The 12,556-nt window shown below is 71.6% G+C and carries 11 protein-coding genes; 9 read left to right on the top strand and 2 right to left on the bottom strand.

Features of this window, described 5'->3' with window-relative positions:
- Nucleotides 1-10 precede the first annotated feature (10 nt).
- From ACFVQ0_RS15905 to ACFVQ0_RS15895, 3 genes are read left to right on the top strand one after another with little or no spacing between them, the layout of a single operon-like run.
- On the top strand, nucleotides 11-901 hold the full coding sequence (locus ACFVQ0_RS15905; protein ID WP_390088353.1) for a DUF5819 family protein: 891 nt from the start codon (nucleotides 11-13) through the stop codon (nucleotides 899-901).
- Nucleotides 898-2,187: an HTTM domain-containing protein gene (locus ACFVQ0_RS15900; RefSeq protein WP_390088351.1), complete on the top strand. Its 1,290-nt coding sequence runs from the start codon at nucleotides 898-900 to the stop codon at nucleotides 2,185-2,187. Before ACFVQ0_RS15905 ends, ACFVQ0_RS15900 begins: the two co-directional genes overlap by 4 nt.
- Entirely contained in the window at nucleotides 2,184-2,936 is a 753-nt protein-coding gene (locus ACFVQ0_RS15895; RefSeq protein WP_390088349.1) for a TrmH family RNA methyltransferase, read from the top strand. Before ACFVQ0_RS15900 ends, ACFVQ0_RS15895 begins: the two co-directional genes overlap by 4 nt.
- 236 nt (nucleotides 2,937-3,172) lie before the next feature.
- Here ACFVQ0_RS15895 and paaN read toward each other — a convergent pair whose 3' ends face one another.
- Nucleotides 3,173-4,873: a phenylacetic acid degradation protein PaaN gene (gene paaN / locus ACFVQ0_RS15890; RefSeq protein WP_390088347.1), complete on the bottom strand. Its 1,701-nt coding sequence runs from the start codon at nucleotides 4,871-4,873 to the stop codon at nucleotides 3,173-3,175.
- A gap of 123 nt (nucleotides 4,874-4,996) precedes the next feature.
- Between paaN and ACFVQ0_RS15885 the strand changes: the two genes are divergently transcribed.
- Nucleotides 4,997-5,584 (top strand): TetR/AcrR family transcriptional regulator, encoded by a 588-nt coding sequence (locus tag ACFVQ0_RS15885; protein WP_390088345.1) that lies wholly within the window; start codon nucleotides 4,997-4,999, stop codon nucleotides 5,582-5,584.
- Nucleotides 5,585-5,673: 89 nt separating this feature from the next.
- Here the strand turns inward: ACFVQ0_RS15885 and ACFVQ0_RS15880 are convergent, their stop codons facing one another.
- The gene (locus ACFVQ0_RS15880) at nucleotides 5,674-6,180 is read right to left on the bottom strand and encodes an Lrp/AsnC family transcriptional regulator (protein ID WP_390088865.1); all 507 of its coding nucleotides are present in this window, start codon (nucleotides 6,178-6,180) and stop codon (nucleotides 5,674-5,676) included.
- A gap of 216 nt (nucleotides 6,181-6,396) precedes the next feature.
- Here ACFVQ0_RS15880 and pdhA point away from each other — a divergent pair, with 216 nt between their 5' ends.
- The 5 genes from pdhA (at nucleotide 6,397) to ACFVQ0_RS15855 (ending at nucleotide 12,555) form a co-directional block, all read left to right on the top strand.
- Nucleotides 6,397-7,560, top strand: coding sequence for a pyruvate dehydrogenase (acetyl-transferring) E1 component subunit alpha (pdhA, locus tag ACFVQ0_RS15875; protein WP_328696320.1), 1,164 nt, complete (start codon nucleotides 6,397-6,399; stop codon nucleotides 7,558-7,560).
- Entirely contained in the window at nucleotides 7,557-8,588 is a 1,032-nt protein-coding gene (locus ACFVQ0_RS15870) for an alpha-ketoacid dehydrogenase subunit beta (RefSeq protein ID WP_390088343.1), read from the top strand. The genes pdhA and ACFVQ0_RS15870 overlap by 4 nt, the downstream gene beginning before the upstream one ends.
- Nucleotides 8,588-9,979, top strand: coding sequence for a dihydrolipoamide acetyltransferase family protein (locus tag ACFVQ0_RS15865; RefSeq protein ID WP_390088342.1), 1,392 nt, complete (start codon nucleotides 8,588-8,590; stop codon nucleotides 9,977-9,979). Before ACFVQ0_RS15870 ends, ACFVQ0_RS15865 begins: the two co-directional genes overlap by 1 nt.
- Before the next feature lie 111 nt (nucleotides 9,980-10,090).
- Nucleotides 10,091-10,939, top strand: coding sequence for an NTP transferase domain-containing protein (locus tag ACFVQ0_RS15860; RefSeq protein ID WP_390088340.1), 849 nt, complete (start codon nucleotides 10,091-10,093; stop codon nucleotides 10,937-10,939).
- Entirely contained in the window at nucleotides 10,936-12,555 is a 1,620-nt protein-coding gene (locus tag ACFVQ0_RS15855; RefSeq protein ID WP_390088339.1) for a molybdopterin molybdotransferase MoeA, read from the top strand. The genes ACFVQ0_RS15860 and ACFVQ0_RS15855 overlap by 4 nt, the downstream gene beginning before the upstream one ends.
- The last annotated feature ends 1 nt before the right edge of the window (nucleotide 12,556 follow it).

Here is a 12,556-nt window from a genome sequence, read left to right as displayed (position 1 = left end):
TCGGGGCGGGATGGATTCGTACGACGACAGGGGCGTCGGCGGCAGGGACGGAAGCGTTGCCGGTCCCGATCCGGGGGCGGTTCCAACAGTTCCCGACCCCCGTGCGGAGCCCGAGCCCCGTGCCGATCCCGAGCCGAGTCGGATACCGAGTCCGGTTCCGGTTACGGGAGGCACCGGGGGTACGGGCCCTCGCGCCGACGCAGACGGGGACGCAGACGGGGACGCCGGGGCCGGGGGCGAGTCCCGTTCCGGAATAGCCGGGCTGTCGTTTCCGTACCAGGTCGCCGCCGCTGTGGCGCTCGCGGTGATCGGGCTGGTCACCTGCACTCAGCTGGCGATGGTGTTCCTGCACGTCGCCCCCTCCAACACCCTGACCAAGCAGCACGGCAAGGGGGTGGATCAATGGATCTATCCGGAGTTCGAGCAGAACTGGAAGCTCTTCGCCCCCAATCCGCTGCAGCAGAACGTCGCCGTGCACGTGCGTGCTGAGATAGCCGGTCCCGATGGCCGTCGTACCACCCCCTGGATGAGCCTCTCGGGCGAGGACGGCAAGGCGATACGCGGCAATCCGCTGCCCAGCCACGTCCAGCAGAACGAACTCCGCCGGGGCTGGGACTTCTACCTCGGGTCCCACGACAGCCAGAACCGGGCCAACGGACTGCGCGGCGCCCTCTCCGAGCAGTACATCCGCCGGATCGTCATGCTGCGCCTCGGTGAACACGACTACGGCGGCACCGTCGAACGGATCCAGGTCCGCTCCGAGGTGCGGTCCGTCGCGGCGCCTCCGTGGAGCGACGAGAAGATCAGTACGAAACCGTCCTACCGGGTGCTGCCGTGGTGGAACGTCACCGCGGCCGACCTCCCCAAGGGCTCGGCGGACCCGAAGGAGACGGACCAGTGAGCACGCCCCGCCGCGCGAGTGGGCTCGCCCGAGGTATCCAGCGCATCACCGCCTCGTCCCTCGGCCCGTACCAGAGCGCGGTCATCCGGATCGGCTTCTCCGCCACGTACCTGCTGTTCCTGCTGCGGGAGCTGCCGCACCGGCACGAGATGTACGGCCCCGATGCCCCGTGGCGCTGGGACATGGCGGAAAAGCTGATCTCGAACAACCAGGCCTTCACCACCCTCATGTGGACGGACAGCACCGTCTGGTTCGAGATCGTGTACGCGCTGGCGCTGATCGCCGCCGCGCTGCTGCTGGTGGGCTGGCACACCCGCGCCATGTCCGTCCTGTTCATGGTGGGGGTGCTGTCGCTGCAGAACCGCAGCATCTTCATGGGCGACGGCGGCGACAACGTCCTGCACCTGATGGCGATCTACCTGGTGCTGACCCGGTGCGGGCAGGTCTGGTCGCTGGACGCCCGCCGTGCGGCGCGCCGAGAGCAGGCGGCGCTGACGGCGGACGGGGGCGCGGACGAAGGCGCTGACGGGGGCGTGGGCGCGGACAAGGGCGGGCGCTCGCCGCGCGGGGATGTGGCCGGTCCGCTGCTGTGGGTGGCGTACGGGGCCGTGCTCGTCTGGGCCACGGGGACGGACAACCTGGGCGGAACCGTGTGGCTGCCGGTGCTGTTCTGGGTTCTGTGGGCCGGGCACGGCGTCTGGTGGGCCGTGAACCGGTACGCGCCGCACAGCGAGCCGCGCACCCTGCTCGACGTCATCGCCAACCTCGCGCACAACGCCACCCTCGTCGTGATCATGGCCGAGGTCTGTCTGATCTACTCCACCGCCGGCTGGTACAAGATCCAGGGGTCGAGGTGGCAGGACGGCACAGCGCTGTACTTCCCGCTTCAGCTCAACTACTTCACTCCGTGGCCCGCCCTCTCGGACCTCCTCGCCTCAAGCGGGGTGATGGTGATGGTGCTGACGTACGCCACGGTCATCGTGCAGGTCGCGTTCCCCTTCACCCTGTTCAACCGGCGGGTCAAGAACGTCCTGCTCGTCGTGATGATCGGGGAGCACGCGGGTATCGCTCTGCTGCTGGGGCTGCCCTTCTTCTCGATGGCCATGATCGCCGCGGACGCCGTCTTCCTGCCGACCGTCTTCCTGGTGTGGCTGGGAGGCCGGGCGGCCCTCGGGCGGGAGCTGCTGTCGCGAGGGCGCGGCAAGGTCCCGCCACCCCGGGACGGAGCCGAGGACCGGGAGGCACCGGAGCACAGCGGCAGCGGGGGCCATACGCTCGTCGGGTGAGCAGCGAGACCGGTAACACCGGCAGTACAAGTGGTGCCAGCGGTACCAGTAGGAATCCGTTGACCGATGAGTCCGTGGTGGCCGAACCGTCCGTGGTGGACGAGCCGGCTCAGTACGACGACGGGTTCGGGACGGAGATCGGTGTTGGGCCGCACCCGCTGCCCTGGCCCGTGGGCGAGCGTTACGACCCCGAGCTGCTCGCCCACGGCGACCGGCGCAATGTGGGCGACGCCTACCGGTACTGGACGCGGGAGGCGATCGTCGCCGATCTGGATCTGCGGCGGCACGATTACCACGTGGCGGTGGAGAACTGGGGCCACGACTTCAATATCGGCTCCGTGGTGCGCACCGCGAACGCCTTCCTCGCCAAGGAGATCCACATCGTGGGGCGGCGGCGCTGGAACCGGCGCGGGGCGATGGTCACCGATCGCTACCAGCATGTCCGCCACCACCCCGACACCGCGGATCTGACCGCCTGGGCCGCGGCCGAGGGGTTGCCGATCATCGGTATCGACAACCTCCCGGGTGCCGTGCCGCTGGAGCGGACCGAGCTGCCGCGGCGGTGCGTGTTGCTGTTCGGGCAGGAGGGGCCGGGGCTGACCGAGGAGGCACGGGAGCACGCCTCGATGGTGTGCTCGATCGCGCAGTTCGGGTCTACGCGGTCGATCAATGCGGGGGCGGCTGCGGCGATTGCGATGCATGCGTGGGTGCAGCGGCATGCGGATATTCCTGTGGCGGGTGGTTTGTAGGCGGGGTGGGAGTGGGGCTGGGGGTGGGCTTGGCGTCGGGGCGGGTGCGGGTGGGGCCTGCGGCGGCCTTCCCCTACCCGCCCCTTCCCGTAACCGGGGGCTCAGCCCCCGGGCCCCCGGTCCTCAAGCGCCGGACGGGCTGGAAGTGCGGGGTCAGCGTTGTGGGCCGGGCCCCCGGTCCTCAAGCGCCGGACGGGCTGGAAGGCGCCGGACGGGTGGAATGTGCGGGTGGACGGTCAGCGTTGGCGGCGGACTTCTAGGGTGCGGAAGCGGTTGGAGACGAAAGCGCCGTCGCACAGGGCCGCGTTGGCCGCGGGGTTGCCGCCCGAGCCGTGGAAGTCGGAGAACGCCGCGGTCTGGTTCACGTACACCCCGCTCGTCAGGTTCAGCGAGAGCTGGGCCGACTCGTCCAGGCAGACGTCCACCAGTGCGCTCTCGACCTCCGGTGAGGTGGTGTACGCGCCCACCGTCATCGCACCCTTGTCGCGGACCGTCCGGCGCAGGAGCTCCACGGCGTCGGCCGTCGAGTCGACCGCGACGGCGAACGAGACCGGGCCGAAGCACTCCGACAGGTAGGGGGAGTCCTCGTCCGGCTTGGCGCCGTCCAGCTTGACGATCAGGGGCGTACGGACCACCGCCTCCGGGAAGTCGGGGTTGGCCACCTCCCTTGAGGGCAGGGCGACTTCGCCGAGCTGTGCGGCGGCCTCCAGACGGGCCCGCACCTCCGGGTTGACCAGGGCGCCGAGCAGGGCGTTGGCCCGCGCGTCGTCACCGAGGAGACCGGTGACCGCCGCGGCGATGTCGACGACCACGTCGTCGTACGACTTGTCACCGATGTCCGTCGTGATGCCGTTGCGGGGAATCAGCAGGTTCTGCGGGGTGGTGCACATCTGGCCGCTGTAGAGGGAGAGGGAGAACGCCAGGTTGGAGAGCATGCCCCGGTAGTCGTCCGTGGAGTCGAGGACGATCGTGTTGACCCCGGCCTTCTCCGTGTAGACCTGCGCCTGAAGGGCGTTGGCCTCCAGCCAGTCACCGAACGCGGTGGATCCGGTGTAGTCGATGATCCGGATCTCCGGGCGGAGCGCCAAGGACTTGGCGATGCCCTCGCCGGGCCGCTCGGCGGCCAGGGCGACCAGGTTGGGATCGAAGCCGGCCTCGGTGAGCACCTCGCGCGCCAGCTGGACCGTGAGGGCCAGCGGAAGCACCGCACGGGGATGCGGCTTGACCAGGACGGGATTTCCCGTGGCGAGGGAGGCGAAGAGGCCCGGATAGCCGTTCCACGTGGGGAAGGTGTTGCAGCCGATCAGCAGCGAGACACCACGGCCCGCCGCGGTGAACGTCTTGTGCAGCTCGATCGGATCGCGCTTGCCCTGCGGTTTGGACCAGTCCGCCGTACGCGGGGCGCGGGTCTGCTCCTCGTACGCGTACGCCACCGCCTCCAGGCCTCGGTCCTGGGCATGCGGGCCGCCGGCCTGGAACGCCATCATGAAGGCCTGGCCGCTGGTGTGCATCACCGCGTGACCGAACTCGTGGGTGCGGGCGCTGATCCGGGCCAGGATCTCCAGACAGACCAGGGCCCTGGTCTCGGGGCCCGCCTCGCGCCAGGCCGGCATTCCCGCGCGCATCGCCGGGATCAGGACATCCGGATCGGCGTGCGGATACTCGACGCCGAGCTCCGGCCCGTACGGGGAGGTCTCCCCGCCCGTCCACCCGTCGGTGCCCGGCTGGCCGAGGTCGATCCGGGTGTTGAGCACGGCGTCGAAGGCGGACTTGCCCTCGGCGGCACCCAGGCTGCCGGGGGCGCCGCCCTCGCCGTACGCCTTCGGGTGCTCGGGGTGCGGGGACCAGTACGCACGCGAGCGGATCGCGTCGAGGGCCCGGTCGAGCGTGGGGCGGTGCTTCTCGGACAGCAGGTGCGGGGAGAGCTCGGCGGCCATGACGGACCAACTCCTCATCGAGCTGGGCAGGGACGGGCGGACAGAGTTAGAGTAACCGAACGATCGGTCGGGACAAGGGGCCCCACGAAACCTGTGGATAACTCGTAGGGGAGGATCGCTGGCATGACCACGGCCAAGCGGGACACGTACACCCCGGAGACTCTGCTCACCGTCGCCGTCCGTGTCTTCAACGAGCGCGGCTACGACGGCACGTCCATGGAGCACCTCTCGAAGGCGGCGGGGATCTCCAAGTCGTCCATCTACCACCATGTGTCCGGCAAGGAAGAGCTGCTGCGGCGAGCGGTCAGCCGGGCGCTGGACGGGCTCTTCGGGATCCTCGACGAACCGGGTGCGACGCGTGGCCGCGCGATCGCGCGCGTCGAGTACGTCACCCGCCGTACGGTCGAGGTGCTGATAGCCGAGATCCCCTACGTCACCCTGCTGCTGCGAGTGCGGGGCAACACGAAGACGGAGCGCTGGGCGCTGGAGCGGCGGCGCGAGTTCGACCAGCGGGTGGGCGATCTGCTGAAGGCCGCGGTCGCGGACGGCGATCTCCGCTCCGACGTGGACATACGCCTGGCGACCCGGCTGCTCTTCGGCATGGTCAACTCGCTTGTGGAGTGGTACCGGCCGTTGCCGGGCGGTGGTGCGGAGCAGGACCAGCTGGCGGACACCGTCGTGCGTCTCGCCTTCGACGGGATGAAGTCGTAGCGACGCCGAAGCCCTCCGGCGTCGTGGCGGCGCCGAAGCCCTCCGGCGTCGTGGCGACCCCGGGCCTTCCGGGCGGGAGTCGTCGGGTCTCAGGTGAGCTCTGTGGGGCGGTCCGGTCCCGGGGCCAGGTCCGTCTCCTCGAACACCAGCAGGGTGCGGGTGGAGAGCACCTCCGGGATGGACTGGATCCTGGTCAGCACCAGATCGCGCAGTGACTGGTTGTCCTGCGTGTGCACCAGCAGCAGCACATCGAAATCGCCGCTGACCAGTGCGATGTGGGTGGCCCCCGGCAGCGCCTGGAGCTGCTCGCGGACGGTGCGCCAGGAGTTCTGGACGATCTTGAGCGTGATGTAGGCGGAGGCCCCCTGCCCCGCCCGCTCGTGATTGACCCGCGCGCTGAAGCCGCGGATCACCCCGTCGTCCATGAGCCGGTTGATCCGAGCGTAGGCGTTGGCGCGCGACACGTGAACGCGATCGGCCACCGACCGTATCGAGGCCCGGCCGTCCGTCTGGAGCAACCGGACGATGGCGCGGTCGGTGGAGTCGAGCGGCCGTGCCGGAGGGGTCCGGCCGGGGTCCTCGCCCCCGTCGGCCATTTGTTCAGCTGCCATGTTCCCGCGCCTCCCTGTCCTGGACGAGCTGTGTCCATCCCAGGCTGTGGAGAACCGTTTGTCCACAGGCTGATGGTGCCTGTAGCCAAAATGCGCTCGCGACCGAACAATCGGTAGGTGAGACGCACCACAGTCGCGCCTCACGCAGTCGTTGATATTTCGACATATTTCGACACCCCTCGATGCCAGGAGGTGCTTGTCATGACGGTCCAAGAGCTGCCCGGCGCGGCCGCCTACCGGCCCACGCCGCCCCCGGCGTGGAAGCCGCTCACCGACCCGGCGCCGCTGCTCCCGGACCCCGAGCCGTACCGCGTGCTCGGTACGGACGCCGCGGCCGACGCAGACCCCGAGCTGCTGCTGCGGCTCTACGCCGAGCTGGTGCGCGGCCGTCGGTACAACGCCCAGGCGACCGCCCTCACCAAGCAGGGGCGGCTCGCGGTCTACCCGTCGAGCACCGGCCAGGAGGCCTGCGAGATCGCGGCCGCCCTGGTGCTTGAGGAGCGTGACTGGCTCTTCCCCAGCTACCGCGACACGCTCGCGGCCGTGGCGCGCGGGCTGGACCCCGTCGAGGCGCTGACGCTGCTGCGCGGTGACCGGCACACCGGCTACGACCCGCGCGAGCACCGCATCGCCCCCCTCTGCACCCCGCTCGCCACCCAGCTCCCGCACGCGGTGGGTCTGGCGCACGCGGCGCGGCTCAAGGGCGACGACGTGGTCGCGCTCGCCATGGTGGGCGACGGCGGCACCAGCGAGGGCGATTTCCACGAGGCGCTGAATTTCGCCGCTGTGTGGAAGGCCCCGGTCGTCTTCCTCGTGCAGAACAACGGCTTCGCCATCTCCGTGCCGTTGGCCAAGCAGACGGCGGCACCCTCCCTGGCGCACAAGGCCGTGGGATACGGGATGCCGGGCCGGCTGGTCGACGGGAACGACGCGGCGGCCGTGCACCAGGTGCTCTCCGAAGCGGTCGAGCGGGCCAGGAGCGGCGGCGGGCCGACGCTCGTCGAGGCCATCACCTACCGCATGGACGCGCATACGAACGCCGATGACGCGACCCGCTACCGCGGCGACAGCGAGGTCGAGGCGTGGCGGGCGCACGATCCGGTCCGGCTCATGGAGCGTGAGCTGACCGCCCGCGGTCTGCTCGGGGACGACGGCATCGAGGAGGCGCGGTCGGCCGCGGAGCGGATGGCGGCCGCCCTGCGCGAGCGGATGAACGCGGATCCGGTGCTCGACCCGATGGATCTCTTCGCCCAGGTGTACGCGGAGCAGACCACGCAGCTGCGCGAGCAGGCGGCCCGGCTGCGCGTCGAGCTGGACGCGGAGAACGAGCAGCACGGCACGGACGACGGGGGAGCAGGGCGATGACCACCGCAGCGGCCACGGCCACCGAGCGGACAGCGAAGGCCAAACCCGCCACCATGGCGCAGGCCCTCGGGCGCGCGCTGCGCGACTCGATGGCCGAGGACCCCTCCGTGCATGTCCTCGGGGAGGACGTCGGCACGCTCGGCGGCGTTTTCCGGATCACCGACGGCCTGGCGAAGGAGTTCGGCGAGGACCGTTGCACGGACACCCCCCTCGCCGAGGCCGGAATCCTCGGGGCGGCCGTCGGCATGGCGATGTACGGGCTGCGGCCCGTCGTCGAGATGCAGTTCGACGCCTTCGCCTATCCGGCGTTCGAGCAGCTCATCAGCCATGTCGCCAAGATGCGGAACCGGACCGGCGGCGCCATGCCGCTGCCGATCACCGTCCGGGTGCCCTACGGCGGCGGCATCGGTGGCGTCGAGCACCACAGCGATTCCTCCGAGGCGTACTACATGGCGACCCCCGGTCTCCATGTCGTCACACCCGCCACGGTCGATGACGCCTACGGGCTGCTGAGGGCCTCGATCGCCTCCGACGACCCGGTGGTCTTCCTGGAGCCCAAGCGGCTCTACTGGTCGAAAGCGGACTGGTCGCCGCAGGCGCCCGCCGCCGTGGAACCCGTCGGGCGGGCCGTCGTGCGCCGGAGCGGACGCAGCGCGACCCTGATCACGTACGGGCCGTCGCTGCCCGTCTGCATGGAAGCCGCTGAGGCCGCCGTCGCGGAGGGCTGGGACCTCGAAGTCGTCGATCTGCGCTCGCTGGTGCCGTTCGACGACGAGACGGTGGCCGCGTCCGTGCGGCGCACCGGCCGTGCGGTCGTCGTCCACGAGTCCACCGGTTTCGGCGGTCCGGGCGGCGAGATCGCGGCCCGGATCACCGAGCGCTGCTTCCACCACCTGGAGGCGCCGGTGCTGCGCGTCGCCGGTTTCGACATCCCCTATCCGCCGCCCATGCAGGAACGGCACCACCTGCCGGGCGTCGACCGGGTGCTCGACGCCGTCGCGCGACTTCAGTGGGAGGCGGAGCACTGATGCCGCAGGTACTCGAATTCAAGCTTCCGGATCTCGGCGAGGGTCTGACCGAGGCCGAGATCGTGCGCTGGCTGGTGGAGGTCGGCGACGTCGTCGCCATCGATCAGCCGGTCGTCGAGGTCGAGACGGCCAAGGCGATGGTGGAGGTGCCCTGCCCGTACGGGGGCGTGGTCACCGCCCGGTTCGGTGAGGAGGGCAAGGAACTCCCGGTCGGGGCACCGTTGCTGACGGTCGCGGTCGGGTCCGTGGAACCGGAGCCGTCCGGGAGTGCGGAGGCCGCGGAGGCGGAGCCGTCCGGGTCCGGCAATGTGCTGGTGGGGTACGGGACCGGCGCACCGCCGGTCCGCCGCAGGCGGGTCCGCCCGGAGGGGCTCTCGGCACCTGCCGCCGCGCCTGTTGCTTCTGCTGTTGTTCCAGCCGTCGTTCCCGGTGCTTCTGGTGCTTCTGGTGCCTCTGGTGCGTCGGACGGGGTGCGGGGGCCGGTCGCCGTCGTCTCCCCGCTGGTGCGCAAGCTGGCGCGGCAGCACGACCTCGACCTGCGGCAGCTCGCCGGCTCCGGGCCCGACGGGCTGATCCTGCGGGCCGATGTGGAGTCCGCCATCCGGTCCGGGGCGGAGACCCCGCAGGAAGCCCCGCAGGAGGCCGCAGCGACGGAGCAGGCTTTGGCGCGCCCGGCCGCTGAGCGGGTTCCGCTGCGAGGCGTACGGGGCGCGGTCGCCGACAAGCTGGCGCGCAGCCGGCGCGAGATCCCCGACGCCACCTGCTGGGTGGACGCCGATGCCACCGAGCTGATGGCGGCCAGAGCGGCGATGAACGGCGCGGCGGTGAACGGCGCCGGTGGTCCCGGCGCCGGGACGAAGGTGTCGGTGCTCGCGCTGCTCGCCCGCATCTGCACCGCGGCCCTGGCCCGGTACCCGGAACTCAACTCCACGGTGGACCAGGAAGCGCGGGAGATCGTGCGGCTGCCCGGTGTGCACCTCGGGTTCGCGGCCCAGACCGAGCGGGGGCTCGTCGTCCCGGTCGTCCGGGACGCGCACGCGCGCAGCACCGAATCGATCGGGGCCGAGATCACCAGGCTCACCGAGGCCGCCAGGACGGGAACGCTGAAGCCGGCGGAGCTGACCGGAGGCACGTTCACGCTCAACAACTACGGGGTGTTCGGGGTGGACGGATCCACGCCGATCATCAACCACCCGGAGGCGGCGATGCTCGGCGTCGGCCGCATCGTCCCCAAGCCGTGGGTGCACGAGGGCGAGCTGGCCGTGCGGCGGGTCGTCCAGCTCTCGCTGACCTTCGACCACCGGGTCTGCGACGGCGGTACGGCGGGAGGCTTCCTGCGCTTTGTGGCCGACTGCGTGGAACAGCCGGCGGTGCTCCTGCGAACGCTGTAGGTTTCCCGGCCCGGTGGCCTTTGGCCCGGTGGTCCCGGCCCGGTGGTCCCGGTCCGGGTGGCTCCCGGGCCCGGGCGGTACGCGTATCCGGGCGGCACGCATACTCGGGGCATGACCGCGTATGACGCCATCGTCCTCGCCGGGGGTGCCGCGAAGCGGCTCGGCGGTGCTGACAAGCCGGGGCTCCGGGTCGGCGGCCGTGCGCTGCTCGACCGGGTGCTCGCGGCCTGCCCCGACGCCGGTACCACGGTGGTGGTCGGGGGCAGGCGGCCCACCGTGCGTGCGGTGACCTGGGCGCGCGAAGAGCCTCGGGGCGGCGGTCCGCTGGCCGCGCTCGACGCCGGGGTGCGGCACACGGAGGCGGAACGCGTTCTGGTGCTCTCCGCGGATCTGCCCTTCCTGGGCGCGGACACGGTCGGGGCCCTGCTGGCAGCCGCCGGCACGGGTGACGCGGAGGGCGCCGTCTGCACGGACGGGGACGGCCGCGACCAGCCGCTGGTGGCCGTCTACCGGGCGGAGCCGCTGCGTAGGGAGCTGGCCCTGCTCGCCGCGGAGCACGGTGGACTCGCCGGACTGCCGCTGCGGTTGCTGACGCACGAGCTGCGGCTCTCCCGGGTGGCTGCGGACCCGCTCGCCTCGTTCGACTGCGACACCTGGGAGGACATCGCTTCGGCCAGGGCCCGCATCAGAGAACATGGGAGCGTGCTGGACGAATGGATCACCGCAGTCAAGAACGAACTGGCCATCGAGCTCGACGTCGACACCGCCGTCCTGCTCGACCTCGCTCGTGACGCCGCCCACGGTGTCGCCAGGCCCGCCGCGCCCCTGACAACCTTCCTGGTCGGGTACGCGGCGGCGAAGGCGAGCAGCGACGGGGGCGGAGCCGAGGCAGTGGCCGAGGCCGCCCGCAAGGCCGCCGCGCTCGCTCTCCGCTGGGCGGACGAGACCGGGACGCCATGACGGGCCGCCGCGGCAGTACCGGGCGCTCCCCGGCTGCCGCGAAGAGCCCGGCCAGAGGCGCTGATTCCGTCGAGTCCGTCGACTCCGTGGAGTCCGTCGATTCCGCTGAATCCCTCCAGTCCCCCGAGCCGCCGCGCGACTCCGCTGATGCCGAAGCGCGGCGGGTGGCCAGGGCAGCGGCCGAGGCCGACGAGGAGCGGGCGGTCGCGCAGGCTCTGGCCCTGGTCGGCCGGCAGCCGGGCCGCGACTCGTACCCCGACTCGTACCCCGACTCGTACCCCGATCCGGACCCCGGCCCGCACGGCGGCCCGCACCGCGACCCGACTCCCGCCCCCCGGCGCATCCGCGCGACCCAGTGGGGCGAGGCGCGAGCCGTCGCCGCCCGTGCCGGGCTGGGGGTTCCTCCCCGCTCCGGGCGCGTCCCCCTCGATCAGGCGCTCGGACACGTGCTGGCCGAACCGCTTGCCGCGCTCACCGATCTCCCGTCCTTCGACACCTCCGCCATGGACGGCTGGGCCGTCGCGGGACCGGGTCCGTGGCACGTCCGGCAGCACGAAGGCATTCTCGCCGGCCACGCCTCCCCCGCCCCGCTCCCGGACGGCGACGCCGTCCGGATCGCCACCGGCGCCCGTATCCCGGCGGACGCGACCGCCGTCATCCGCAGCGAACACGCGGAGGCCGACGAGTCGAAGGGGCTGTTGTACGCGCGGCGGCAGGTGAGTCCCGGGCAGGACATCAGGCCGCGCGGCCAGGAGTGCCGGTCCGGGGAGCAGCTCCTCCCCGCCGGAACGCTGGTGACGCCCGCCGTCCTCGGGCTGGCCGCCGCCGCCGGGTACGACGAACTGCTCATCCGCCCCAGGCCGCGCGTCGACGTCCTCGTCCTGGGCGACGAACTGCTGACGGACGGGCTGCCCCGCGACGGACTGATCCGCGATGCGCTCGGCCCGATGATCGGCCCCTGGCTGCGCTCCCTGGGTGCCGAGGTCTCCGCGCCCCGCCGCCTCGGTGACGACGCGGAGGCACTCCGCCGGGCGCTCGTCCTCTCCGAGGCCGATCTGGTCGTCACCACCGGAGGCACCGCCGCCGGGCCGGTCGACCATGTGCACCCCGTGCTCGCCGATCTGGGGGCGGAACTGCTCGTCGACGGTGTCGCCGTCCGCCCCGGTCACCCCATGCTGCTGGCCCGGTTGCGGGCCGGAGGGCCGTATCTCGTGGGACTGCCCGGCAATCCGCTGGCCGCCGTGTCCGGGCTCCTCACGCTTGCCGAGCCGCTGCTCAGCGGGCTGGCGGGACGGGCGTCGCAGGGCCTCTACCGCGTCGCGGTCCGTGACGACGTGCACGGCCACCCGCACGACACCCGGCTGGTCCCGGTGGTCCATCGCACCACCGAGGACCGCGAGCTCCCCCACAAAGGCACCGGAACCGGCATCGGAACCGGAACCAAAGACCACGTCGTACCCCTCCATTACAACGGTCCCGCCATGCTGCGCGGGATCGCCGCCGCGGACGGGCTGGCCGTCGTGGAGCCGGGCGGGGTACGGTCCGGCACCGAGGTGGAGATCCTCGATCTACCGTGGGCCCCGGCGATGCCGGGGGCTGAAGGGTGTTTCACGTGAA

Origin of the sequence: Streptomyces sp. NPDC057900, from assembly GCF_042887885.1 — a bacterium.
Classification (GTDB): Bacteria; Actinomycetota; Actinomycetes; order Streptomycetales; family Streptomycetaceae; genus Streptomyces.
The sequence above is the reverse complement of the archived record's forward strand: the minus strand, read 5'-3'. Positions and strand labels throughout refer to the sequence as shown.

Coding starts and splice junctions, on each gene's coding strand:
- ACFVQ0_RS15905 (WP_390088353.1), top strand. CDS start 11: ATGGATTCGTACGACGACAGGGGCGTCGGCGGCAGGGACGGAAGCGTT.
- paaN (WP_390088347.1), bottom strand. CDS start 4,873: ATGGCCGCCGAGCTCTCCCCGCACCTGCTGTCCGAGAAGCACCGCCCC.
- ACFVQ0_RS15885 (WP_390088345.1), top strand. CDS start 4,997: ATGACCACGGCCAAGCGGGACACGTACACCCCGGAGACTCTGCTCACC.
- ACFVQ0_RS15880 (WP_390088865.1), bottom strand. CDS start 6,180: ATGGCCGACGGGGGCGAGGACCCCGGCCGGACCCCTCCGGCACGGCCG.
- pdhA (WP_328696320.1), top strand. CDS start 6,397: ATGACGGTCCAAGAGCTGCCCGGCGCGGCCGCCTACCGGCCCACGCCG.
- ACFVQ0_RS15870 (WP_390088343.1), top strand. CDS start 7,557: ATGACCACCGCAGCGGCCACGGCCACCGAGCGGACAGCGAAGGCCAAA.
- ACFVQ0_RS15865 (WP_390088342.1), top strand. CDS start 8,588: ATGCCGCAGGTACTCGAATTCAAGCTTCCGGATCTCGGCGAGGGTCTG.
- ACFVQ0_RS15860 (WP_390088340.1), top strand. CDS start 10,091: ATGACCGCGTATGACGCCATCGTCCTCGCCGGGGGTGCCGCGAAGCGG.
- ACFVQ0_RS15855 (WP_390088339.1), top strand. CDS start 10,936: ATGACGGGCCGCCGCGGCAGTACCGGGCGCTCCCCGGCTGCCGCGAAG.